Origin of the sequence: Vallitalea maricola, assembly GCF_036985595.1 — a bacterium.
In the GTDB taxonomy this organism is placed as follows: Bacteria; Bacillota; Clostridia; order Lachnospirales; family Vallitaleaceae; genus Vallitalea; species Vallitalea maricola.
The window spans coordinates 1-24,772 of sequence record NZ_BTPU01000031.1 but is presented as its reverse complement, the minus strand read 5'-3'; the positions used below and the strand labels follow the sequence as shown (position 1 = coordinate 24,772).

Annotated in this window: 25 protein-coding genes; 10 read left to right on the top strand and 15 right to left on the bottom strand. The window is 30.8% G+C overall.

Annotated features, from left to right (window positions below; all coding sequences use genetic code 11):
* The first annotated feature begins 21 nt into the window (after window positions 1-21).
* Window positions 22-450, top strand: coding sequence for a hypothetical protein (locus AACQ14_RS10460; protein ID WP_339363529.1), 429 nt, complete (start codon window positions 22-24; stop codon window positions 448-450).
* A 100-nt stretch (window positions 451-550) separates the two neighbouring features.
* Here AACQ14_RS10460 and AACQ14_RS10455 read toward each other — a convergent pair whose 3' ends face one another.
* From AACQ14_RS10455 to AACQ14_RS10445, 3 genes are read right to left on the bottom strand one after another with little or no spacing between them, the layout of a single operon-like run.
* The gene (locus AACQ14_RS10455) at window positions 551-718 is read right to left on the bottom strand and encodes a glycoside hydrolase family 66 protein (RefSeq protein WP_339363528.1); all 168 of its coding nucleotides are present in this window, start codon (window positions 716-718) and stop codon (window positions 551-553) included.
* A complete protein-coding gene (locus AACQ14_RS10450; protein ID WP_339363527.1) occupies window positions 715-930 on the bottom strand; it encodes a glycoside hydrolase family 66 protein in 216 nt (71 codons plus the stop codon). Before AACQ14_RS10450 ends, AACQ14_RS10455 begins: the two co-directional genes overlap by 4 nt.
* Before the next feature lie 38 nt (window positions 931-968).
* Complete coding sequence (locus tag AACQ14_RS10445; protein WP_339363526.1) at window positions 969-1,685, bottom strand: DUF2161 domain-containing phosphodiesterase; 717 nt, start codon at window positions 1,683-1,685, stop codon at window positions 969-971.
* Between the two features lie 183 nt (window positions 1,686-1,868).
* On the opposite strand from AACQ14_RS10445, the gene AACQ14_RS10440 reads away from it, so the two are divergent.
* From AACQ14_RS10440 to AACQ14_RS10425, 4 genes are all read left to right on the top strand, one after another.
* Window positions 1,869-2,153, top strand: a complete 285-nt coding sequence (locus tag AACQ14_RS10440; protein WP_339363525.1) for a hypothetical protein — start codon at window positions 1,869-1,871, stop codon at window positions 2,151-2,153.
* A 4-nt stretch (window positions 2,154-2,157) separates the two neighbouring features.
* Window positions 2,158-3,288, top strand: a complete 1,131-nt coding sequence (locus tag AACQ14_RS10435; protein WP_339363524.1) for a glycoside hydrolase family 30 protein — start codon at window positions 2,158-2,160, stop codon at window positions 3,286-3,288.
* A 75-nt stretch (window positions 3,289-3,363) separates the two neighbouring features.
* Entirely contained in the window at window positions 3,364-3,771 is a 408-nt protein-coding gene (locus AACQ14_RS10430; protein ID WP_339363624.1) for a discoidin domain-containing protein, read from the top strand.
* 82 nt (window positions 3,772-3,853) lie between these two features.
* Window positions 3,854-4,075: a hypothetical protein gene (locus AACQ14_RS10425; protein WP_339363523.1), complete on the top strand. Its 222-nt coding sequence runs from the start codon at window positions 3,854-3,856 to the stop codon at window positions 4,073-4,075.
* 87 nt (window positions 4,076-4,162) lie between these two features.
* On the opposite strand, the gene AACQ14_RS10420 is transcribed toward AACQ14_RS10425, so the two are convergent.
* The 4 genes from AACQ14_RS10420 to AACQ14_RS10405 form a co-directional block, all read right to left on the bottom strand.
* Window positions 4,163-5,296, bottom strand: a complete 1,134-nt coding sequence (locus tag AACQ14_RS10420) for a TMEM165/GDT1 family protein (protein WP_339363522.1) — start codon at window positions 5,294-5,296, stop codon at window positions 4,163-4,165.
* A 357-nt stretch (window positions 5,297-5,653) separates the two neighbouring features.
* A complete protein-coding gene (locus AACQ14_RS10415; RefSeq protein ID WP_339363623.1) occupies window positions 5,654-7,228 on the bottom strand; it encodes a MutS-related protein in 1,575 nt (524 codons plus the stop codon).
* 2 nt (window positions 7,229-7,230) lie between these two features.
* Window positions 7,231-8,823 (bottom strand): MutS-related protein, encoded by a 1,593-nt coding sequence (locus tag AACQ14_RS10410; protein ID WP_339363521.1) that lies wholly within the window; start codon window positions 8,821-8,823, stop codon window positions 7,231-7,233.
* A 151-nt stretch (window positions 8,824-8,974) separates the two neighbouring features.
* Entirely contained in the window at window positions 8,975-10,297 is a 1,323-nt protein-coding gene (locus AACQ14_RS10405; RefSeq protein ID WP_339363520.1) for an FAD-dependent oxidoreductase, read from the bottom strand.
* Between the two features lie 250 nt (window positions 10,298-10,547).
* Between AACQ14_RS10405 and AACQ14_RS10400 the strand changes: the two genes are divergently transcribed.
* The 5 genes from AACQ14_RS10400 (at window position 10,548) to AACQ14_RS10380 (ending at window position 15,090) form a co-directional block, all read left to right on the top strand.
* Window positions 10,548-12,032: a spore germination protein gene (locus AACQ14_RS10400; protein ID WP_339363622.1), complete on the top strand. Its 1,485-nt coding sequence runs from the start codon at window positions 10,548-10,550 to the stop codon at window positions 12,030-12,032.
* The gene (locus tag AACQ14_RS10395) at window positions 12,019-13,170 is read left to right on the top strand and encodes a Ger(x)C family spore germination protein (protein WP_339363519.1); all 1,152 of its coding nucleotides are present in this window, start codon (window positions 12,019-12,021) and stop codon (window positions 13,168-13,170) included. Before AACQ14_RS10400 ends, AACQ14_RS10395 begins: the two co-directional genes overlap by 14 nt.
* Window positions 13,171-13,288: 118 nt before the next feature.
* On the top strand, window positions 13,289-13,480 hold the full coding sequence (locus tag AACQ14_RS10390; RefSeq protein WP_339363518.1) for a hypothetical protein: 192 nt from the start codon (window positions 13,289-13,291) through the stop codon (window positions 13,478-13,480).
* A gap of 15 nt (window positions 13,481-13,495) precedes the next feature.
* Window positions 13,496-14,590, top strand: a complete 1,095-nt coding sequence (locus AACQ14_RS10385; RefSeq protein ID WP_339363517.1) for a GerAB/ArcD/ProY family transporter — start codon at window positions 13,496-13,498, stop codon at window positions 14,588-14,590.
* Window positions 14,591-14,694: 104 nt separating this feature from the next.
* The gene (locus AACQ14_RS10380; RefSeq protein WP_339363516.1) at window positions 14,695-15,090 is read left to right on the top strand and encodes a hypothetical protein; all 396 of its coding nucleotides are present in this window, start codon (window positions 14,695-14,697) and stop codon (window positions 15,088-15,090) included.
* Between the two features lie 4 nt (window positions 15,091-15,094).
* On the opposite strand, the gene AACQ14_RS10375 is transcribed toward AACQ14_RS10380, so the two are convergent.
* The 8 genes from AACQ14_RS10375 to AACQ14_RS10340 form a co-directional block, all read right to left on the bottom strand.
* On the bottom strand, window positions 15,095-16,198 hold the full coding sequence (locus AACQ14_RS10375) for a GntR family transcriptional regulator (RefSeq protein ID WP_339363515.1): 1,104 nt from the start codon (window positions 16,196-16,198) through the stop codon (window positions 15,095-15,097).
* Between the two features lie 9 nt (window positions 16,199-16,207).
* Window positions 16,208-17,668 carry a rhamnulokinase gene (locus AACQ14_RS10370; protein WP_339363514.1) on the bottom strand — a complete coding sequence of 487 codons (1,461 nt, stop codon included), beginning with the start codon at window positions 17,666-17,668 and terminating at the stop codon, window positions 16,208-16,210.
* Window positions 17,669-17,859: 191 nt separating this feature from the next.
* Window positions 17,860-19,110 (bottom strand): clostripain-related cysteine peptidase, encoded by a 1,251-nt coding sequence (locus AACQ14_RS10365; protein ID WP_339363513.1) that lies wholly within the window; start codon window positions 19,108-19,110, stop codon window positions 17,860-17,862.
* 175 nt (window positions 19,111-19,285) lie between these two features.
* On the bottom strand, window positions 19,286-20,425 hold the full coding sequence (locus tag AACQ14_RS10360) for a DUF6923 family protein (protein WP_339363512.1): 1,140 nt from the start codon (window positions 20,423-20,425) through the stop codon (window positions 19,286-19,288).
* Window positions 20,426-20,521: 96 nt separating this feature from the next.
* On the bottom strand, window positions 20,522-21,664 hold the full coding sequence (locus tag AACQ14_RS10355) for a DUF11 domain-containing protein (protein WP_339363511.1): 1,143 nt from the start codon (window positions 21,662-21,664) through the stop codon (window positions 20,522-20,524).
* A 97-nt stretch (window positions 21,665-21,761) separates the two neighbouring features.
* A complete protein-coding gene (locus tag AACQ14_RS10350) occupies window positions 21,762-22,901 on the bottom strand; it encodes a DUF6923 family protein (protein WP_339363510.1) in 1,140 nt (379 codons plus the stop codon).
* A gap of 97 nt (window positions 22,902-22,998) precedes the next feature.
* On the bottom strand, window positions 22,999-24,138 hold the full coding sequence (locus AACQ14_RS10345) for a DUF6923 family protein (protein WP_339363509.1): 1,140 nt from the start codon (window positions 24,136-24,138) through the stop codon (window positions 22,999-23,001).
* A 300-nt stretch (window positions 24,139-24,438) separates the two neighbouring features.
* Window positions 24,439-24,772, bottom strand: a 334-nt coding sequence (locus AACQ14_RS10340) for a hypothetical protein (RefSeq protein ID WP_339363508.1), incomplete at its 5' end; no start/stop codon positions are given.

The window sequence follows — 24,772 nt, the reverse complement described above, 5'->3', positions numbered from 1 at the left end:
TTCTATAGAAAGGTGTTGCCTATGAAAAAGAATGCTTCCACATATATTTTAACATATATGATTATATTATTAATTGGTGCTCTAAATTATATAATATTTAAATATAGTGCTAACTATAAACCTGTTGATTATAATTTTCATAACAGTAATTTTTATATAAGAGTTTTATTACTGCCTATGCTTGGTAGAATATTATTTGGTATGAGTATTGGATTAGAGTCTCTATTGACCAAAGTAGGTAAACATGTCAAATTAAAGATGAATACAACAAGATTACTTATCATGGGTATTCCCAGCTTATTTATAAGCCTAATAAAAATAATAGGACTATTTGGTATAATACCCTACTATTTTTTTAGGAATGAAACTTTCTTATTATCTGCATTGTTTCAAGTTTTATTTGGATACATAATAATTAGCAGTATAGAAAAAAAAGAAATCACTAATTGAACAAAAGTTATCCTCACATATTAATCACTAGGATTTTTCAACATATGAAGATAACTTTTATAGATTATTTTATAAAAATGTACTTTTATATAATTCACTTTTACCTAACCTTAATAAAAACCATTCCCCAAAATTCAACTGTAGGTACTTCAAAACAAATATAACGTCCACGCTCCATTGATTCCAACGTATATTCTAAAGTTTTGCTGCTAGCCATCTCACCATCTGGCGTAGCATAATATACTCCCAATATCTCTTCATCTATCAAGCTTTAATCTTAATCTCTTTTATTTTTTTAGGTTTATCATTCTTTTCTTCATTCCATATATCACTATCTATTCCCATCATGTTGACTAGATGAATTACCTTACAATTATCAGTTTCCCTTATCTGTGTCCATATTGACTGTTCCTTAGGGTATGAGGAAAAATAACCACCTGAAAATATGTATTCTGTATTAATGCCATTTGCATGAGTCATAGAAATATACTTAGCATTAACTGATTATTATAATAACACTATGCTTCATCCTTAGGTAGTAGATTATAATAATAATCAGCTAATTCTTTATACTGTTTAATGGCTTCAACTCCTTTTTGGCTGATTCCATAGATGCCTCTATCTATTTTGGTGAACCAGTTATAAAAATTATTATATAGTATAGAAGTAGTTTTATCACCTGTTCCTAGTTCTCTTAGTTTTTTAGGTGATAAGTCCCCATATTTTTCTAAGCAGCAGGCGATATGTATAGAATTTTCCTTATATGCTGTCATAAGTTTTGTTTTAGTACTTCCACCTACATTGAAATTACCGTATCGTCCTTCAATCTCAGCTATAATATTATTTTTCTTCTTAGATGATAATCTCTTGCTTTGTTTTCTGTCAAAAGGCTTAGGGTGATATACTACCTGAACCAATGGTTTGTTACCCTTGAAAGAAACAAATATCAGTCCTAATTCTAATCTTCTGATTAGATAAAGCTTGTCCTTCCATTGCCTAGAAAACATTTTTTTAGGTCGTTCTATTGCAAGATATACTCTATCAGTTAGTCTTTGTCCTTTGGTTCCTTGAATCAACAGTTTCATGTTCAGAACTTTCTTAAGTTCAATGACAATTAATTCATCATCTTTCACTGCTGTTACATCAATAGATTTGACCTCGCCATTAACTTTGTATCCTAGATCCGTAAAATAATTGTATATAGGGTCGTATAAATCAGTTTCTTTTATCTCCATCGTCATTCTCCATTTTATTTATATGAAATATTATATACTTTATAGATTGATTAGCCAAGTTGCAAGTTATAAATCCTTATAAAATAATTATATATGCCTATCCTAAATTTTTACTATTTTTGTATTTTTAGTGCTTGGTCATAATATTATAGTAATAAATACTTATAGAAAGGAATGTTATTTATGCAAAGAAAAATATCATTGATTATGGTAATTCTTCTTTTTTATAACTTATTATCTATTCCATGTGTACAGGCAGAAGAAGATACAGTTAATAAAATTCAGGTTTGGGAGAGCTATTTTGGTGATGGAGAGAAATATGCACTGAAGAAAATGGATTCATTATATTTTAGTAAGTCCGGTATATGGGGAAAAGGTAATATTATTAATGTATTATCTCATGAAACTGATCAAACCATGATTGGTATAGGGAGGAGCACTTACAGAGTCGGCTGTATCTGTTATTAATAGTTTGCCTAGTGATAAACAGCAAGAGATATATGATGCATATTATGATGAATCAGGTGCTGAGTATTCTATTGTAAGAACCCATATAGGGTCTTGTGATTTTTCTGTAGGGGAATATTCCTATGCTCCAACCGAAACATCTGATCTTTCTAATTTTACCATTGACCCAGATAAGGATGATATCATACCAGCTATAAAAAAGGCTTTATCTTATAACGGAGATATTAAAATATTTGCAGCTCCTTGGGCACCTCCAGGTTGGATGAAATATAGTGGTATAAGATATGGTAATGGAGATGGTGGTGGTATTAATGCTGGCTCAGTTTCTACAACTCCAAATCATATGTTACCTGAATATTACCCTCTATATGCTAAATATTTTGTGGAGTATCTAAAAGCCTACAAAAAAGAAGGTATCGTCTTTTATTCTATTTCATTGCAAAATGAAGCTCAGAATAATCCTGACTGGGAAGCTTGTTATTGGACTATTGATTCTACAATTGATTTCATAACCAATCATCTAGGACCAAATCTTAATGCAAAGGGATTTCAAGATGTAAAATTGTTAGTATGGGATTGGGATAAACAAGAAGGTGCTATTGGTAAAGGTAATGGTTTTATTACATTCAATGAAACTTTATTACAATCTAGCGCCGCTGATTATATTGACGGTATTGCATTTCATTGGTATGGTCCTCTTGATATAGCTGATGAAATTGTAAAACGACCTACTTGGGCAGTTGATGACTTCAGAAATGTTGCCTATTTCCATCAGAATCATCCTACAAAATTATTAATTGCAACAGAAGGTTGTCAAGAGAAAGGACCTTGGCTTAATTCCGTTGAACCTGCAAAAAGATATGTATTTGATATGATTAATGATTTTAAGGTTGGTACAACAGGATGGATTGACTGGAATATGGTTCTTAATACATCTGGTGGACCTTTACACCGGGAAACTAATTATTGTCATGCTCCTATCATGGTTGATACAAATACTAATGATATTATCTATAATCCTGCATACTATGTATTTAAACATATGAGTAAAACCATAAGACCTAATGAAGTAAGGATTAAAACAGAAAATACTTCACGTACATATATAAAAGGTGATGTAACAAACAGTTTTTGATAATAAAGATTATGAATTCACAAAAGGGTTACATGAAGTTGCCTTTCAAGATAAGGAGACAGGTATCACACATACATTCAATCTGCTACTGCCTCTTCTTATGAACGTAATCTCATTCATGATTGCTCCCCTATATCAGCTATAGACGGTAATATTGAAACAAGATGGGCTAGTGATTGGAAGGATGATGTAAACATTACTTTTGCTCTAGGTGAAGAAAGGGATGTATTAGGTATCGATTTATTATGGGAGAATGGATGGTCTAATGAATATGATATATTAGTGTCCTCAGATTCAATAAATTGGGAAGTAGCTCAACATTTCAATGGTAGTCAAATGGATATTTATGAAATAGATGGCATGCACTGTACAACTATTAATTTTACACCTGTTACTGGTAAATATATACTAATTAAAGGTATTAAACGAAATCAATCTTATGGTTATTCATTGTATGAAATACAAATTATTTGTAATAAATGAAAAAAATGGAGTATATTTTCTTCTAAAATAATAAATACTAACATTGTTAAATTATAACTAATACAATTAGGAGGAAAAATATATGAATAACCAAATGAATAATCAAAATCCACAAGGTAAAAATGCTATTCAACATGTACATGATGTACAATCACAATTAGAAAGTGCTAAAAATGGTTTAAATCAAGCAATAAGCACAGTAGAAAAGCCTGAAAACAAAAAGAGAATTCAAGATACTCTTAATGCAGTTAATAACGCATTAACTAGCGTAAACAATACTATTTCTAATTATCAAGAATCTTAATCAACACTTAAAAAAGCATAGAAAATATTAAGGGGCTGTCGTAATACATAATCAGCCAAAAATGTATTATACGATGCCCCTTATGTATTATTCTCTATTTATACATAAATCGCTACTTAGTCTTTCACCGATCTTTTTATCCAACTCCTTAACGCTCTCAACATATCTTGTCCAATTTTCAAATTCATTAATACTTCTTTTAAATAAAATCCTTTCAAAGTTTCTTCTGATTTTATTTACATTCTCTTTATCTTTTTCATTGATATTATCATTATTAAGAATAGTAATAACAGTAATTAACGCTTCTATTACCCTATCTCTTTTTGAATCATTGATTACACTAATGAAATTTTCATCAAATTCTATGATTGTATCATAATCATTAGTATTAATCTTAACCTGTTCCATCAAGGATTTTGTGTAACCTACTATACATTTATCTCTATCACATTTGCCACAGTATTTTTTACCTAAACATATCTCTTCAATTTTATTATCTAATTGAGCGTAATAATCATATAACATTTGAGAAGTCTTTAGGTATTTTGATGCCTTTTCTTCTTCACGAGCTTTCAATAAAGCTCTGAGTCTTATAATAAATATTGTAGTGACTATCATAAGAAATAATATTACATATACTGGTTGCAAATAACTCTTAGGTACTGTTGAAAATAATTTGGCTATACCAAAAATCATAAAAATAGAAGCAGCAATCAATTTAATAATGAATTCTGGGATTTTGTTTCCTAACTTCCTGCCAATGAATATACCTAATCCTCCAGTAACAATCATACCTGATACAGTACCAAGAAGTATTATTAATGGATAAGAAGCATCTGTTGATAATGTTATTGCAGTAAGTTGCGTTTTATCACCTAATTCTCCAATAAAAAATGCTGTAGCTACAGTAAAAACCGGTCCTAGAGACATAGTTTTATTATTTTCTTCACTATCTTCTTCTTCAATCTTTAATGTCCATATGGAAAAACCTATAAATGCAAAACCAGCAATCATCCCAAGAGTATTAACAGGAATAAAGCGACATAGATAACTTCCCAATATAACAGCTAATCCATGATTAAGTAGTGCTCCTAGAAAAATCCCACCTAGAACTGCCTTAACTTTGTAACGAGTTGCAAATGCCATTGCTAATATTTGAGTTTTGTCACCCATTTCTGCAATAAAAATTAAACCAAAAGCTTTAATAAATTCTGAAAACATTTCTGATCCTCCAATAATCTCTATAAGAATTTCCAAAAGGTAGATATTTTCATTGATTATATTGAATATAATTTCATGAGATACTCAATATTAGTAGATAATGAACAATAAGTAACAATAAAAAAAGAAGTGAAAATTTTAGATTGGTACAGTTATACCAATCTAAAAGTCTCACTTCTTTAAATTCTATTTAAAGCGAATAAAACCAGGATTTCTCCATTATGTTGACTTTATTCATGACTATCGTCACAGTTACTCCCTTTTAGAACATCTATAATTTTACCATAAAAATGTCCATATGTAAATATTAAAATAACAAATGATAATTATTATCAATTATTTTATTAATATTTAAGATTATTCTATTAACTGTTCATAGCTTACACCATATTTTATAGCTATTTCCTTTGCATAACTTTGACCTAGGGGTTTACCTTCTCTAACCTTAAAGGATTGAACATCATCTTTTGAACCAGTTACCAAGTTAACTACCCTTGGTACCTCTACATGTTCAACCATATTCATGTAATCAACTTTTTCTCCTAATTCATGTAAATGTGTATTGAATATAACTGTTGCACCTAATAACTGAAGAGCTTTTAATACATCTGTGGCTATGATTAAACTCTCCAGATGACTTGTTCCATCAAAAGATTCATTCATCAGCAGAAGGCTGTTGGATGACATATGAGAATAGATAGTCGAAAATCTTTGACACTCTTCGCCTAACCTTCCATAAGTCACTGTTTGTATTTCTTCATTTGGGAAATGTAGAAATAATCCATCAATCAATTTTATTGTTGCATTCTCAGCTGGAATATAGAATCCAAGCTGTGTAAACCAATAACTCTGACCAATTGACTGTGTAAAAGTGGTTTTTCCTCCTCTATTAGCACCTGTAAGTATAAATATATTCCCTATAGGTTCTATATTGAAATCGTTTAAAACCAGTTCATTGTTTTTCTGTGAATCCATCATATCATAAGCCAGATTAATATTATAAAGTCCTTCAATCTTAGTTGAGCCTTCATTAATAACTCTCGGCTTACATATTGGAAAACCTCCATCATTCATCTTATTATATATTCTATAAGCAATTTGATAAAAAATTATTTCTTGTTTCAAAGGTTCATAAACACCTAATAGACTACTGTTGAATTGATCACAGAAAGCTATTAATTGTTTCATTGCAGGTGCGATAATCTTCTCTAAGTTATTTAATGAATCCGGAAGCATCAGACTTTCTGGTGCAAAAATTTTTCTCGGTATAGATTTTAATTCAGAAAAACCATAGATTACAATCTTAGAGACCTTTTTTAATTTTCTACTGTATTTGAATGGCTTATCTTCTAGTGATAAAACAATAGCTTCAATAGGTTTTAGATTATAGTCAAAATTTATACCTACTTTTAGGCTGTGAACACCTTCATCCATCTCTTTTATACGATATATGTCTTCTTTGAAGTTATGATAGACGTCACTATCTATGGTGGATTCTAAAAAATCTCTGAATGAAGTTAATCCCTTAGAATCAAGACTAGAATTCTTTAACATATGATAGATATTTTCCGTCAAAGACATCACATTAGCTACTTCATCAATTCTTTTCAGCAAATTGTAAAGGGTAGCTTCACTTTCAAAAGCGAATTTTATCATATTCTTTATCTCAACACATTTCTGTAATGTATTGTTTAATGTATCTAATAGAAGGGGATTATTAATAAAATCGTTAAGTATATCTTGACGATATTCTATAGTATCAGTTGATGCTGGTACCTTTTTTAATAAAGAAACCAAGTCACCTTCTAGGTTGTTTGCTAGATCATCCAGGATTAATGATATATTGATATCTTCTATAGTTCTATCATCCAATTCAAAATAAGAATCAGAATCTGTCAACCATAATAGACTAAGTTCATAACTATCATTCATGTTCAAGATTTTTCCCCCAATCTCTCTACTAACTGAGTATAGGTAACTTTATATTTTTCTGCTATCTCCCTGGCATGGCTCATACCTAATGGCTGCCCCTCATATATCTTATAGGTGTTTTTACTATTACTAAATCCTGCAACATAACTTCTAATAAGGGTATCATTTTCTAATTCTTCATTGATTCTATGAACCATCAAACCTAATTCGTGTAGATGAGTATTATATATCATACGTATTTTCTTGAATTTTACTGCTCGTATAACTTCTTCTGCTATCTTCAAACTTTCCAGATGACTTGTTCCTGAAAAAGATTCATTTAGCAATAGTAGACTTCTATTAGTAGCTTGTCTAAACAATCTACTGAAATCTTCGCATTCTTTACCGAATTTGCCAAGATTGATAGTTTCTTTTTCCAAGAGTGGGAAATGAGTGTAGACTCCGTCAACCAAACTTAGCTCAGCCTTACTGGCAGGAATCAATAATCCTAATTGAGCAAATATTTGAATCTGGCCTATGGCTTGAGTAAATGTTGTTTTACCCCCTCTATTTGCTCCAGTTAATATAATAACTCTACCTTCTTGTCCCATTTCAAAATCATTACGTATGATTTCTGGTAAGTCATCATCTTTTTTATTAGATAACATTTCATAAGCTAGAGATATATTATAACAATCTGTCACATTTAATTTTCTTTCGCCTGATGGTATAAGCTTTGGTTTACAAATGGGTAATTCATTAGTTTTCATAAGCTTCAATAGGTCACAACTTGATTTATAGAATGTAATTTCTCTAAGTAACGAAATAAATGGTTCCGTATCAATCTTAGTGTACTTTTCCATGAAAGACTTCAATATGGCTTTGTGTTCTTTTAATCCATACTCAATTTCATCTAATAAATCCCAGTTAATCTTATTAATAGAAAAAACAGGTGCATAATTCTTAAGATAAGTACCAAGAAATTTCTCATTTACTTCTATTGCTGTAGATACTTTCCTGAAAGCCTTGGGATATCTATATTTGTATTCACTTACCTTTGTTACCTGTGCTTCATAAGGTCTCATAACAGGTGACATATTAATAGATACCTCTACTCCTTTAATCTTGGTAAATATGTATCTAATCTCTTTTAAGTCTTTCTTCATCTGTTTGAATCTATCTTTGTTTATTACTTCATCAATATTTTCTTTTAGCCTATTCAATCCTGCTGATGATGGTTTATAATATGATAATGTTTGATTAAGGGATTCAACACAATTTATAGAAGCTTCTACTGTTATTACTAAGTCAATTAGGAAATATAAGTTAGTCAAGTTATTACGAAACTTCCCATTCTTGGATTTCAACTCCCAGAAACCTTTTAGGTCGTTTTCAAAATCCAATATAAAATCTGGCTTTTCCATAAAATCAGCCATTATATCTTGTCTGTATTTTATAGTAGCTTCATCCATACATAGTTTGTATATTATAGATTCATTTTCCTTGCTCATTTCAATTAGTTTTTTATAGATTATATGTAAATTAAGATCCTTGATTACTTCCTTATCTATGTTTCTTATTTTTGATTCCTTTAACCATAATAAACTATCAAACATTGATTAACATCTCCTTAATAACTCTTTCATTTAAATGTTAACTATAATCTATATTTTATCATAGATAGAATAATAAAAGTGAAAAAAATAAGTGAAGTTGCATAATAATACAACTTCACTTATTGCATATATCAATATTATTTTAACCTTTTTATAGTATTATCTCTTTTACCATTTGGTTCAGACTAGATTTTTCTTCAACACCTTTTATCATGTCAGATGATTTTGTTATATCTCCCATAAGGATACCACCAGTAAACTTCTTCCCTGTAAAGTATAGCTTTTTATAGATTTCTTTATCAATATCTTGTTGATTGACACTATTATATGATAAGTCTTTTTTACTTCCTAAATCTCCAGTTGAAAATATGTTCATATTCATTGCATTGAATACATTGTTAGGTATAATATTTTTATAAGTAAGAGTATCTCCAACAGCATTAGCACCTGCAACTTCACCTTGTTCTATGGCTTGCTGCCATATATAATAGTTAATACCATCAAACTCAGTTACATCTCCTGCTCCATAGATATTCTCAATATTGGTTCTCATATATTCATCAACAATAATACCTTTATTAATGTTTATACCCGCTTCTTGGGCTAATTTTGTATTAGCTCTGACTCCTATAGAAACAATAACCATATCTGCTTCTATTGTCATTTCATTATTAAGTTGAATACCTGTTACTTCCTCTTCGCCAAGAATAGCATCAGCCGTTGCACTTTTGTGGATGTTGATTCCCGTTTTTTTAATACCATTTTCAAGTATTTTAGAACTTTCTTCATCTAATTGTTTTGGTAATAATCTATCAGCCACCTCTATAACAGTTACATCAAGTCCCAATTTCTTTAATTCCCAAGCTGCTTCAAGACCTAATAATCCACCTCCAATAATAGCTGCTTTATTACAATCCTTTGCATAAGCTTTTACTTTATCAGCGTCAGATAGTGTCTTAATAGAAAAGACACCTTTTTTATTGATACCTGGAAGTTGTGGAACAAAATTATGGCTGCCATTTGCTATTATCAATTTTTCGTAGCTTACAATTTCTTCATTATCTAGTATGATCTGGTTGTTACTGGAATCAATCTTAATGGCCGCAGTACCAAGTTTCAAATTTATGTTATTTTCATTATACCATTCTTTTTTATGCAAATAAAAATATTCTTCGTCATGGTTATCACTTATATAATCTGACAGACTAGGTCGATAATAAGCATAATTAGGATCTTTATCAATAACTATAATCTCAGCATTAGTATTTCTTTTTCTCATTGCTTCTACTGCTGAGATACCTGCTGCATTATTGCCAATTACAACAATCTTTTCATTTGTATTAGACGTAAATACTGGTTCCTCTTCAGTATATAATTCAAATTCTTCCGATGGAGCACCACATACTGGACAAATCTCAGGAGGTTCATCTCCTTCAAATATTTCCCCACAAATAATACATCTCCAAAGTTTCATATTGCCGTCCTCCTTGACTATTAATTTTGCTTATATATAGGATATACTTGTTGATAATTATTGTCAAGCGAAAGTTATAATTAATCAAAATAACGTTTTTATATGTCCCTATCTATTAATATTTCAATCAGCTAATTATTTTTTCGTATATAAGTACAATCATTGGTAATGATAATATCAAGGTTAAATAATAATATTACTATTTTTACTGAATTTATACCATTATTTTAGAAGAGTAGGTTTGATTTACATGCTATCCAATAATATTAATGAAAATATAGCCAAATTGAAAAATATATATAAGAACGATGCATTTGTTCAATATAGAGAATTTGAAGCAAAATATTCTTCTGTAAAATATTGTCTAATTTCTATAAGTGGCATGATTGATAACGAAGAATTAACAATAAACGTAGTTAGACAATTATTAATATCAAGGTATCCAAAAAATATTGTTAGTGATAAGCTATTAGAATTTGTATCAAAAAAAGTACTAACATCTATAGATTTAACAACAGTTTCTAATATAAATGATATTATCTCTAATATTAGTTTTGGATACTCTCTATTATTAGTAGATACTTGTGATAAAGCTATACTTATAAATAGTAAAGGCTTTGAAAAAAGAGCTATTGAAGAACCTGATGCAGAAAGAGTTACAAAAGGACCGAAAGAAGGTTTTAATGAATCATTAGTAACCAATACATCCTTAGTGAGAAAAAAAATAAAAAATCCTAATCTTAAGTTTGAAATAATGGTTCTAGGTAACGTTACGAAAACAAGAATATGTATTTCTTATATGGAAGATACTGTTTCTCAGAAAATATTAAAAGAAGTAAAAAAACGCCTTAATGATATAGATGTAGACATAATTTTAGAATCAGAATATATATGTGAGTATATTCAAGATAGGTCCATAAGTTTTTTTAATACTATCGGTAATTCAGAAAGACCTGATGTAATAGCAGCAAAACTATTAGAGGGTAAAATAGCCATATTCACTGATGGGTCACCTAGTGTTTTAACTGTTCCCTATCTCTTCATAGAGCAATTCGAGGTTAATGAGGATTACTATAGTCATTATTTCATTGCCTCTTTCAACCGTGTATTAAGAATATTCTGTTTCATATTATCTACTAGCATTCCAGCATTATATATTGCATTAATAACTTATCATCACGAAATGATACCTCAAGAAATTATGGTTAGTATTGTAAGCAGCCGGGAAGGTGTCCCTTTTCCTTCTATTGTTGAGTTGATATTAATGCTTATAACCTTTGAAATCCTCAGAGAGGCAGGCTCCAGACTTCCTCAAAATATCGGACAAACGATTAGTATTGTTGGTGCTTTGGTTCTTGGTGAGGCAGCTGTTAGTGCCAGACTTATTAGTGCACCTATTGTAATTATTACTGCACTGACAGGTATTACAAGTTTAGCTTTACCATTTATCTTGGAATCTGTTATATTCATTAAATTCTATTTACTTATATTCTGTTCCTTTTTTGGTCTATATGGGTATATTTTTGGTGTTATGAGTATAACTATTCATTTAATGAATCTAAAAAGTTTTGGTGTAGACTATATGACATTCTTCACTGACTTGAATAAGTTGAATGTTCAAGATACAGCAATCAGAATACCTTGGTGGAATATAAATAACGGCTCCAAGAACTTAATTAACTATAGAATAAAAAGACTAGAAAAAAAGAGGCTAAAGTCAAATGAAAAGAATTAAGAGCTGTATTTTAGTAATAATCATCATGACAAATACTATCTTATGTACTTCATGCTGGAATTATAGAGAGATAAATGACCTATCAGTAATATTTGGACTTGGTATAGACAAAAAACATGATATATACGAATTTACCGGAAAGGTATTATTAACAGCAAATGAAGAAAATAAAGGAAATAATCTTAGTCAGACATTCATCAGTTCTAAAGGAACAACCATTTTTGACGCTATAAGAAATTTAATTTTACAAGACGGTAAAAGAGTTTATTTCGGACATCTTTCCTTTATTGTAATTAGTGAAGATATTGCAAAAGAAGATATTAATGAAGTATTAGATTTTTTTATGAGAGATGATGAAACTAGAGAAGATATGTGGATATTTATTGCGCCTGAACCATATACATCTAAAGAAATTCTAGAAATAGGGCTAGATCACCAAGAACTTGCCACTTATGTTAACGATACTATAGAAAATGTAAGATATATAGGTAAATTATATCCTATTAAATTATACGAATTCATTGATATTTCTAACTCAAAAGGTAAGAATGGAGTTATTCCATTGATTTCAATAAAAAAAACTTTATTTGGTGATAGTGCATATACTGAAGGCAATGCTGTATTTCAGGGAAATCAAATGGTAGGAAAGATTGATGGTAATGAAAGTAAGACTTTATCTATTATTCTTAACAAACAAAATGGTGGTATACTGCCAGTAAAATATAATGATGATGAAGAAATTTCTAAAGTTTCATTAGAAATAAACAAAACTAAAACTAAGCTTGCTCCCAAATACTATGATGATAACATTACCATTGAAATATCAACCCAAACAACTGCTGTCTTAGCAGAAATTATGAATAATAATGTTAATGTATTCAATGAAGAAGGTAGAAAAAAATTAATTGAATCAACAGAGAACATCATAGAGACTAATATAAAAGATTTAGTTAGCAAAGCTCAAAATAAGTTAAAAAGTGATATATTCGGGTTTGGTCAGTTAATAAAAACAGATAATCCTTCCTTATGGAAACAAATCGAAGATGATTGGTCTAATATTTTTCAAGATATTAACATTAAGGTTAACTCGGTTGTAAAAATATCAGGAAGTGCATTATATAAAAAAATAATCAAATAGCTATTCAATAAGTTCAATATATTTACCTTAATTTTATAAGTTAAATAGCACTAAATAATTGCTGGCTCTATAGCAATTATTTAATTCAACTTATATATATTTGTAGGAGTTGGAAATAATGTTACTATCTATGTTATTATTTTACATGTTAATTGGAAGTGTAGAACTTTATTTTTTATATAGACAACAAGGAAAATCAAAAGACATAATGATTTACTTATCTATATTTTCTTTAGTTATAATCCTATATCTGTTAGGTATGTTCAACATCATTGATAGAAATTTTGCAAGTATAATTAAAATATGGTGATTAGAAAGGTAGCTTATGAATAACGATAAAATAACCGAAAGACAAGCAATTAGTATAATGGCTATGTTTACATTAGGAACAGGTATGATGACTGGTGGTGCCAACCCAGCTGCTGAAAATGCATGGTTAGCAATACTAATAGCATCCTTAGTATCTATACCTATTCAATTAATGTATGCAAGAATGCTTTCAAACTATCCAGGAAAAAACATATTGCAGATTACAGATATAACTTTTGGTAAAATCATAAGTAAAATATTTAGTATTATTTTTTTGTGGAATGGAATATATCTAAGTGCTTTACTAATAAGGATATTTGATCAATTCATGAGTGATGTTGGGCTTAATGCTACACCCCAAATCATTATTATAACTGTAATTATTGTTATTGCTATGCAAATGTTAAAATCTGGTATATCAGTATATGGAAAATGGAGTGAAATTTTCTTATATATATTATTCTTTTACTTTATATTTATCCCCTTTACCTTAATACCTCTACTTAATAAGAATAATATAGTTCCAATAATGTATGATGGGATAGAACCAGTTTACAAAGGAGTTATATATGCTCTTGCATTTCCTCTTACACAAAATTTTATATTTCTATTATACTTTAATAACTTCAAGAGTAAGAAATCTTACTATAAAATATTTTCTATAGGTCCTGTTTTTGGTGCTTTTCTACTTTTTATAGTGGTTATATTCACAATATTAGTTATTGGAAAGGATAATTATGTAGAGTCGGTTTTCCCACCTTATCTTCCTATTCGAAGAATAAGTATTGGTATATTTTTTCAGAGAATAGAGATGATTCTGCTACTAGAATATATATATGTGGCTTTTGTAAAAGTTGTAGGGTCATTATTCTCTGCACTAATTAGTTTTCAACATCTATTTAATCTAAAGAATTATAAAACCTTTGTAATACCTATTACCTTACTAGTAGGTGTATTAAGCTACTTAACCTATTCTGATTACTTTGATTATAATTATATAACTTCAGAAGTCTACTTACCATACGCAATTGTAGTAAATATAGTTGTACCTTTTATCATTTTCATTGGAGAAGAAATAAAACTAAAAAAGGATTCTAAGAAAAAAATCTGAAACTGTAATGCTTATTCTATTGCCTTATTTGCAAATTAATGCTAAAATTATATCAGTTTAAGGTTATTATAAGAAAAATACAAATCTTTATGGGGGTTACAATAATGTCGAATTCATTCTCTATTATTAAAAAAGGATATTCACCACAGGAAGTTGACGACTTCATTATGGAGTTAGAACATGCTATTGACGATTATAAATTAAAAGAGCAGTATATTTCACAAGCTTTAGTTGAATCTCATATTACTTCTAAACAAATTATTGAAGAAGCTGAAATACGTGCATTTGAAATTGAAAAAGATGCTCTTATTCAATTAGAACATCTAAAACATGAATTAGACAATACTAAGAAAAAACTGGGAAGCTTTAAAAATGACTACGATGTCTTTATTGATCATTTCAAAAATTCTTTTACAGATAATGAATTACAGACAGTCTTGGATACTATTGATGAAATAGATAATATTATTAGTTGTTCAAAAAAAAATAAAGCTGGTTGATTATCTACCAGCTGCACGATTTTCTTCGTATCAATTCGTAATTAACCTTTATTACTTTTCTACTCACCTTATCTTTATTTATTAATCTATTAATAAGAATTTTGGCTGCTTCTTGCCCTATTTTATCAGCATGTTGATTAAATGACGTGAGTCCTACTTCAAATATTGAATCAATATAAAAATCACCAAAACTAATTAATGCAATATCTTGTGGAATCTTCAGACCTAACCTTGCTGCTTCCTTATAAAATAGTAATGATGTAATATCATTAAAGGCTAAAACTGCCTGTAGCTCTTGATTTTCCATCAAATATTCTCTGATATTTTTGCTTATTACATTATAGTCATATACATTTTCCTTTTTAGTTTCAGTACTCCTAACTATAAGATTTTTATTGACTTCAATATTATTATCTTTCATTGCTTGAAGAAGTCCATTAACTCTTCCCCTAGTTACAGATGATTCAATAGAGTATGGGTAATAATAGCCTATATTCCTATACCCATTTTTTATGAAAATATCTCCAGCTTCATAACCAGCATTAAAATCTTCTCCAATGACTGCATCAAATGGAAGTGATTCAAAGTATCTATCAATACATATAATGGGTATAGGCGAATCAGTAAATTCTTTTAATCTTGTAGTTTCTTCATCTTCAAGACAACCACATAAGATTATTCCTTTTGCCCCATCTTTTATTGAATTATTGATTTTATCGTATTGGGTCTTAGTATCATTCATTGAGTAATAAGTAGCTAGAGTTAACCCACCTTGTTCCAAAATCTTCTCTGCACCTAATATAATACTAGAATTAAATTCCGAAAATAACAAATTATTATCATGGAAAATAAGGTCAACCCTATTGCTTTCTTCTTGTTTACCACGTAATGAATTCTCTTGAACGAATGTGCCTACACCTTGGACTCTATAAATATAATTTTCTATAACCAATTCGTCAATGGCTTTTCTTACAGTTACTCTACTTGTATTAAATAATTTACAAAACTCATTTTCGCTTGGAATAGCTTCCTTAGGCTTATAAACTCCACTAGTGATACGCTGCTTTATATAATTTTTTAGAGTTTTGTACTTAGGTTGTATATCCATATTTTCACCTTATTTTATTATTTCTAGATATTTATTGTACTTATCATCCAAGTCAGTATTGTCCTCAGGTACATATCTTGTGATTTCGATTGAATTACGTACAATCTCACGACCTTGTTTTATATTCTCAATCTCTCCCAATCCAATTGCCTGAAGTAATATGTTACCCATTGATGTAGCTTCTTTTGGTCCAGTAACTACTTCTTTTCCAGTTGCATTGGCTACTAATTGGCATAATAACTTATCTTGGATTCCACCACCAAACATATGTATAGTATTATATCTTTTGTTAGTAGTTTTTTCAATTCCTTCTATGGTATATTTTATTGTTAATGCCAAACTCTCTTCAATAATTCTGACAATCTCACCGATTGTTTCTGGTACAGGCTGCCCTGATTCATCACAGGATCTTTTGATCTTATTAGGCATATCAGAAGGAGCGTAAAAGAGTTTATGGTCCGGGTTGATTATAGATGTAGTTTTTGCTTTTAGTCCTTCTTCAACCATTTCACCGAATCCTATATCAATTCCATCTTTGTTCCACTGTCTTTTTGATTCTTGAATCAGCCAAAGTCCCATGATATTCTTTAGAAGATTAACTTTACCACCAACTCCGCCTTCATTGCTTAGACCATGATTTTGTGTGGTTTCATTAACTAAAATACCTTCATTTTCAACACCTACCATAACCCATGTTCCTGTAGCGATAAAAATAAAGTCTTCTTCTATGGCTGGTATAGCGGCGATAGCAGAGGATGTATCATGGCTTCCTACACTTATCACTTTACAATCATCTATATCAAGTTCTTCCTTGATATCATCTGTTATATTTCCTATTTCATTACCTGGTTGAATTATCTCTGGGAATATTCTAGAAGGTAACCCAACTCTATCAATTAAATCATAATTCCAATCATTTATATGGTAGTCGTATAACTGTGTAGTTGTAGCTATTGTATATTCAGCTTTTTGGACTCCTGTTAATATATAGTTAAATAAATCAGGCATAAGCAGCATAGTCTGAGCATCTTCCAAGCGGCTTGAGGCAGTCTCAGTTTCTGCTAACAGCTGATAGATGGTATTATACTGATTACAATCAATACCGCTAAGACGTATTAGTTCTTCTTTTGAAATAAATTCAAAACACTTGTTAGTCATATTATCTGTTCTTGAATCCCTATAATGGAAAGGACTTGTTATAAGTTCACCATCTCCGTCAATTAGACCATAATCAACACCCCATGTATCGATTCCAATACTTTTTATCTCTTCACCATCATTTTTACATTTAATAAGACATTTCTTGATTTCATAAACTAATCTTAGAAAGTCCCATTGTAAATGATTTCTAAGTTTTACAGGCTCATTTTCAAATCGATGTACTTCTTTTAGAATAATCATATTATCCTTAAGTTCTCCTATTATACCTCTACCACTACTTGCTCCAAAATCAAATGCTAACATTTTCATATGCAGTCACCCCATATTTTATTAGTTATTTTAGCTTGTAATTACTTGTAATTATAAGTATAGTTATAATATACTTTACTAACTATTTTTTGTCAATAAAAAATAGAACAGCAGATAGAAACCCCTTTATATTACTGGGTTTCTATCTGTTGTCATATTTTATTATTAAACATTTACCTAGAAAAGAAAATTTATTGTATACTCCAGCCTTTAACTTTTATTATTTTTTCAACAATACTTCTATTTTCAATATCACTTAGTTTTGCATTCGTAGTAGATATTACTGTTAATAATATACTTTTTGTTATTTCTATAGGGTTTAAACAGTTATCTTCATAACTTAAACTCTCATTAACAGGGAAACTGCATATTAGATTACACCAATAATTTTGTCTACAGAAACTGAGTTTTTTATATAAGTTTTTTCTATAATCATCAGGGATTTTCTTATACAATACATGTATGAGAAGTAATTCATCATTTGTTCTTCTGTTATCTTTATAATATAATATTAAAATTTCAATTATTTTCGCTAAATAACCTAAGAAAACTGCCCAAGGGTATTTAGCATTAAAATTTGATATTAGCTCATATGGAGTAAACGGTTTTTCAAGATTTTTTTCACAGAGTAAATAAGTATATGCTAAATTACTGAACAACCTTTTTTGGATTTCTAGTACTTTACTGTCTAATCTGTATGCTATTAAACTAATATCCTGATATTCGCACATTTTATTTATTAATTTATTCAGTGTTTGCTCCGTAGATAAATATTTGCATGATTCTATAATACCAATTAAGTTACTGTAAATAATTCCTGTGATCGGACCTTTTTCTATATATGTGAGCAAATACTTTATATATCCTTTTGGATTCTTTCCAAATTCATATACTACCTCAATAGTACTTGAGTAACATGTATCCAATAATAAAATATCTATATATATATTATTTTGTTGACAAGCTTTTTCAATAGCTGAAGCAATTTGAGTAAACCCAGCTATATATGGTTTTTTCTGACTATAATCAACCATAAGCCCTACAAATTGATAAACATGCCCGCCAATGGCTAGTAAATATCTTTTTGCAGGATAATTATAACTAGCCCACAGAATAAAATCATATAAATTTTTACTATCTGCCATATTTAAATTGCCTAATTTCTCAATCAGTTCAAAATAATTATTTATATATATATATCTTCTAGTATATTTCCAACTTTGATTATCATTGTAACCCAACATATTAGGTCTTAAAATTTTCAAGTTATCAATTGGTTCTCGAGCCATTTGTAAAACAACATTACTATTTTTGAGATCAATAATATTCTTTTGAATATCCATATATATTTGCCATGTTTCTGGTTCTAATTCATTATTACCGTTTGCATACAACATAATAGTCCAGTCTTTTATTGCATTTATAGTATCATCCCCTAGCACTATGATTTATTCCCTAGCATTTATCCTTTTAACAAGTACTTTAGAAAATTCTGTTGTGTAATATTGCATGGTCATTAGGATGGTATTGTGATGCTTTATCATTGTAATATATGGCTTTATCTATATTCCCTAATTTATAATAGCAAGCAATTAATTCATTTTTTTGATTAGGTATCTAAATAAATCTTATGCCTCTTTCAGGAAATGTAACCTCTGTATATACCGTATTACTTTGAATAGGTAGCCCTTCGTTATAGGTTACAGTTGCTGTATCTGGAATTGGATTCGGATATGGGAGCTGAGTACTGCTAATATCCACTTGGAATTGAACTGTTGCACTGGCACCCGGTGCAAGCGTACCGATTGTAATGCCGGTATCAGGTGTTCCAACTGCTGGTAAACCGTTTACGGTAGCACTTCCGGGTACATAGGTTGTTCCATTTGGTATTGGGTCAGTAAAAACTACATTGGTTGTGCTTGTAGTTGTTGAATTATTTGTTATAACGATGGTATAAGTTAATGTATCACCTAAAACTGTGCTTGTAATATCCACTGATTTAACAACACTCATTAAATCCAATTGTGCCAACGCACAACGTGCACCATCATTACTAGTAGATGGAGTAGCTGTACTAAATAGTGTTGCTGTTGCTGTAGTTGCGGTTGTTGTAATTTTATAAACAGCACCAGTACCATTATTTATGGCATAAAGATTTCCTTGAACATCATAAAATACTGCACCGTATTGACCAAGTGGTAATCCTGCTGTTGTTAAGACAGTACTAGCACCAGTAATTGGGTTAATACGAACAACACCATCATTTGTTATTGCACCATACAATTGACCATCAGTAGGGTTAAATGCCCAGTCGAATATACTTCTTGGGGCAATTGCTACACCAAAGTTACTGGTTTGGAGCTGAAAATTGTTTGCAGGATCTACAAGCTGTAAATAAGTGGAGCGCGCTGGGTTAACATCAACAACGTAAAATCTGTTTGTGTTAGCTCTATAAAGATATAGATACCCATTTAAGTCCACGTCTCCAACATTGTAAACTTGAGCAGGAAGATTTGGAACAGCTCCCAAATTATCAGCAGTCGCATCTGCTGATAGTCTTATAATAGTGTTGTTGGTAATATCATATCCATAAATATAATTATCAAGAACATTAAAACCTATTGCGTTATAAGTGGAGTTTGGGGTTACTGTACCTATTAAAGTTGAACTACCTGTAACTAAATCTATCTGATATAAATCACCTGGTATAGATGCTACTTGATAAGCAAATTGAGAACATGTGAATGGTACTGCCATATAATCAATCCTTTCATAATAAATTAATTAAGAATTATTTTATAAATAAGAGGTTCCTCAAACATATATTGGCTTAAAGAACTTTTTAAATTAAAATTAAATAAATCTTATTCCTCTTTCAGGAAAAATAACTCGTGTATATACTGTATTACTGTCAATCGGTAAGCCTTCATTATAGGTTACAGTTGCTGTATCAGGAATCGGATTTGGATAAGGCAAAGTGGTATTGCTGATGTCCACTTGGAATTGAACTGTTGCACTGGCACCCGGTGCAAGCGTACCGATTGTAATGCCGGTAGCGGGTGTTCCAACTGCTGGTAAACCGTTTACAGTAGCACTTCCGGGTACATAAGTTGTTCCATTTGGTATTGGATCAGTAAATACAACATTTGTAGTCGAAATTATTGTTGAGTTATTGGTTATTACAATAGTATATGTTATTCTATTACCAAGTACCGCTTCTGTTAAATCCACTGATTTTACAACACTCATTAAATCAAGCTGGGCAAGCGGACATCTGGTACCATCATTGGATTCTGATGCTGAAGCATTACTGAATAGTATTGCTGTTGCTGTTGTTGCAGTAGTTGTAATTCTAAATACTTCCCCCGTTGTGTTGTTAATTACATAAAAATTCCCCTGTGAGTCAAAGAAATTCGCACCATAATTTGCTGGTGTCAACGGACCTGCAGTTATTAATGGAGTTACTGCTCCAGTAATAGGGTTTATTCTGATAACTTGCCCTACTGCAGTTACTGCATATAATTGACCATCAACAGGATTAAATGCCCAGTCAGCTATATTCTGAGTCGTAATTGCTACACCAAAGTTACTGGTCTGCAATTGGAAATTATTTGCTGGGTCAACAAGTTGTAAATAAGTTGAACGGCCTGGGTCGAGATCTACCACATAAAAGCGATTTGTATTTTGTAGAAAAAGATATAAATATCCATTTAAATTAACATCACCAGTATTGAAATCTATAATAGGAAGATTTGGAACAACTGCCAGTGTTTCGGTAGTTGCATCAGAAGAAAGCCTGATAATTCGATTTGTTGAAATATTATATCCATATATATAATCATCTAATACATTATAACCTATTGCATTGTAAGTTCCGCTGGGAGTTATTGGACCTACTAATGTTTGCGAACCTGTTACTAAGTCAATAGTATAAAAATTAGTTGGGTCGAAGGCTATTTGAATACCTTGCTGGGTACACCCAAATGGTACTGCCATATAATCAATCCTTTCATAACAAATTAATTTAGAATTATTCTAATAAATAAGAGGCTCCTCAAACATATATTTGCTTAAGGAACTCTTTAAATTAAGATTAAATAAAGCTTATGCCTCTTTCGGGAAATATAACCCGTGTATATACCGTATTGCTTTGAATCGGTAGTCCTTCGTTATAGGTTACAGTTGCTGTATTAGGAATTGGATTAGGATAAGGCAAAGTAGTATCGCTGATATCCACTTGAAATTGAACTGTTGTACTGGCACCCGGTGCAAGCGCACCAATTGTAATACCAGTAGCGGGGGTTCCTACTGCTGGGAAACCATTTACGGTGGCACTTCCAGGTACATAAGTTGTTCCATTTGGTATTGGATCAGTAAGAACTACATTGGTTGTGCTTGTTGTTGTTGAATTATTAGTTACCACAATTGTATAGGTCAATATATTGCCAAGTACCGCTTCTGTTAAATCAACTGATTTTACTACACTCATTAAATCAAGCTGTGCAAGAGCACATCTTGCACCATCATTACTTGTAGATATTACTGTTGTAGAAAATAGTGTTGCTGTTGCTGTTGTTGCTGTTGTCGTGATTTTATATATATTGCCATTTGTATTATTTATTGCGTAAAAATTGCCCTGTATATCAAAGAAAACCGCACCATAATTTGCTGCCGGAAGACCTGCAGTTATTAATGAAGTTACTGCTCCAGTAATAGGGTTTATTCTGATAACTTGCCCTGCTGCAGTTACTGCATATAATTGACCATCAACAGGATTAAATGCCCAGTCAGCTATATTCTGAGTCGTAATTGCTACACCAAAGTTGCTGGTCTGCAATTGGAAATTATTTGCTGGGTCAACAAGTTGTAAATAAGTTGAACGGTTTGGGTCGAGATCTATTACATAAAATCGATTTGTATTTTGTCTAAAAAGATATAAATATCCATTTAAATCTACGTCTCCAACATTGTAAGCTTGAGCAGGAAGATTTGGAACAGTTCCCAAATTATCAGCAGTCGCATCTGCTGATAGTCTTATAATAGTGTTGTTGGTAATATCATATCCATAAATATAATTATCAAGAACATTAAAACCTATTGCGTTATAACTTGAGTTTGGGGTTATTGTACCTATTAAAGTCGGACTACCTGTGACTAGATCTATCTGATATAAATCAGCTGGTAAAAATGCTACTTGATAAGCAAATTGAGTACACCCAAATGGTACTGCCATATAATCAATCCTTTCATAATAAATTAATTTAGAATTATTCTAATAAATAAGAGGCTCCTCAAACATATATTTGCTTAAGTAACTCTTTAAATTAAGATTAAATAAAGCTTATGCCTCTTTCTGGAAATATAACCCGTGTATATACTGTATTACTGTCAATCGGTAAGCCTTCGTTATAGGTTACAGTTGCTGTATTAGGAATTGGATTAGGATAAGGCAAAGTAGTATCGCTGATATCCACTTGAAATTGAACTGTTGCACTGGCACCCGGTGCAAGCGCACCAATTGTAATACCAGTAGCGGGGGTTCCTACTGCTGGGAAACCATTTACGGTGGCACTTCCAGGTACATAGGTTGTTCCATTTGGTATTGGGTCAGTAAAAACTACATTGGTTGTGCTTGTAGTTGTTGAATTATTTGTTATAACGATGGTATAAGTTAATGTATCGCCTAAAACTGCGCTTGTAATATCCACTGATTTAACAACACTCATTAAATCCAATTGTGCCAATGGACAACGTGCACCATCATTATTACTAGATGGAGTAGCTGTACTAAATAGTGTTGCGGTTGCTGTAGTTGCGGTTGTTGTAATTTTGTAAACAAGACCAGTAAAATTATCTATGGCATAAAGATTTCCTTGAACATCATAAAATAAAGCACCATATTCAGAAGCTGGTAATCCTGCTGTTATTAAGACCGTACTAGCACCAGTAATTGGGTTAATACGAACAACACCATCATTTGTTATTACAGCATACAATTGACCATCAGTAGGGTTAAATGACCAGTCGTATATAAGTCTTGGGGCAATTGCTACACCAAAGTTACTGGTTTGGAGTTGAAAATTGTTTGCAGGATCTACAAGCTGTAAATAAGTGGAGCGCGCTGGGTTAACATCAACAACGTAAAATCGATTTGCGTTAGGAAAATAAAGATATAGATATCCGTTTAAGTCCACATCTCCAACAAAATAATTCGCAATGGGAAGATTGGGAACAGCTGGTAAAAGATCAACAGTTGCATCTGATGATATCCTTACAACTCGATTATTAGTTTGATCATATCCATAAATATAATTATCTACTACACTAAAACCAATGGCATTATATGTTGCACTTGGAGTTAACGCACCTATTAATGTTTCTGAGCCTGATACTAAATCAATATAATACATATCTGTTGGTGCACCAGCTATTTGAATCCCTTCTTGTATACATCCAAATGGAGTTGCCATATAATCAGTCCTTTTATAATAGTTTATTTATTATAATATATGTACCCTATCTATAATTATGATAGTGTAGAATATTTACACTATCATTAAAAACCTTTGTATCTCAAAGGGCACGATTTTATATGCTTAGAGGTTGATACTGTGATTGGAGTCTGAATTTAATTACTATCCTAAATATGTGGTTCACAGAGTCAGCCTGCATTCAATATTCTACATTAAAAAGTAAAGCGACATACCGTATATATTTTGATGAAATATCTTTGCATAACTTTTGGATATGCCGCTTTTAATAATACTTTATTATGGTAATCTTGTTAATACTTCAATAAGCAATGATTCAATATTTCTAATTTCTGATTTTATCTCTACTAGACCAAAAGTAGGACTTGCTATTGAGACTCGCATTTCACTTACAATATTCTCAATATTAAATACCTCAACCTTTATTTCAGCTAAACCAAATGTTTCGCTAAATAGTTTTGATTCAATATTTATTATCTCACTCTTGATTTCCTCTAATCCGTAGCTTGGGTTCACAAGAGTTGATTCAATATTTATTACTTCGCTCTTGATTTCTTCCAATCCGTAGCTTGGGTTCACAAGAATTGATTCAATATTTATTACTTCACTCTTG

Coding starts and splice junctions, on each gene's coding strand:
- AACQ14_RS10460 (WP_339363529.1), top strand. CDS start 22: ATGAAAAAGAATGCTTCCACATATATTTTAACATATATGATTATATTA.
- AACQ14_RS10450 (WP_339363527.1), bottom strand. CDS start 930: ATGACTCATGCAAATGGCATTAATACAGAATACATATTTTCAGGTGGT.
- AACQ14_RS10445 (WP_339363526.1), bottom strand. CDS start 1,685: ATGGAGATAAAAGAAACTGATTTATACGACCCTATATACAATTATTTT.
- AACQ14_RS10440 (WP_339363525.1), top strand. CDS start 1,869: ATGCAAAGAAAAATATCATTGATTATGGTAATTCTTCTTTTTTATAAC.
- AACQ14_RS10425 (WP_339363523.1), top strand. CDS start 3,854: ATGAATAACCAAATGAATAATCAAAATCCACAAGGTAAAAATGCTATT.
- AACQ14_RS10420 (WP_339363522.1), bottom strand. CDS start 5,296: ATGTTTTCAGAATTTATTAAAGCTTTTGGTTTAATTTTTATTGCAGAA.
- AACQ14_RS10415 (WP_339363623.1), bottom strand. CDS start 7,228: ATGAATGATAGTTATGAACTTAGTCTATTATGGTTGACAGATTCTGAT.
- AACQ14_RS10410 (WP_339363521.1), bottom strand. CDS start 8,823: ATGTTTGATAGTTTATTATGGTTAAAGGAATCAAAAATAAGAAACATA.
- AACQ14_RS10405 (WP_339363520.1), bottom strand. CDS start 10,297: ATGAAACTTTGGAGATGTATTATTTGTGGGGAAATATTTGAAGGAGAT.
- AACQ14_RS10400 (WP_339363622.1), top strand. CDS start 10,548: ATGCTATCCAATAATATTAATGAAAATATAGCCAAATTGAAAAATATA.
- AACQ14_RS10395 (WP_339363519.1), top strand. CDS start 12,019: ATGAAAAGAATTAAGAGCTGTATTTTAGTAATAATCATCATGACAAAT.
- AACQ14_RS10390 (WP_339363518.1), top strand. CDS start 13,289: ATGTTACTATCTATGTTATTATTTTACATGTTAATTGGAAGTGTAGAA.
- AACQ14_RS10385 (WP_339363517.1), top strand. CDS start 13,496: ATGAATAACGATAAAATAACCGAAAGACAAGCAATTAGTATAATGGCT.
- AACQ14_RS10380 (WP_339363516.1), top strand. CDS start 14,695: ATGTCGAATTCATTCTCTATTATTAAAAAAGGATATTCACCACAGGAA.
- AACQ14_RS10375 (WP_339363515.1), bottom strand. CDS start 16,198: ATGGATATACAACCTAAGTACAAAACTCTAAAAAATTATATAAAGCAG.
- AACQ14_RS10370 (WP_339363514.1), bottom strand. CDS start 17,668: ATGAAAATGTTAGCATTTGATTTTGGAGCAAGTAGTGGTAGAGGTATA.
- AACQ14_RS10360 (WP_339363512.1), bottom strand. CDS start 20,425: ATGGCAGTACCATTCACATGTTCTCAATTTGCTTATCAAGTAGCATCT.
- AACQ14_RS10355 (WP_339363511.1), bottom strand. CDS start 21,664: ATGGCAGTACCATTTGGGTGTACCCAGCAAGGTATTCAAATAGCCTTC.
- AACQ14_RS10350 (WP_339363510.1), bottom strand. CDS start 22,901: ATGGCAGTACCATTTGGGTGTACTCAATTTGCTTATCAAGTAGCATTT.
- AACQ14_RS10345 (WP_339363509.1), bottom strand. CDS start 24,138: ATGGCAACTCCATTTGGATGTATACAAGAAGGGATTCAAATAGCTGGT.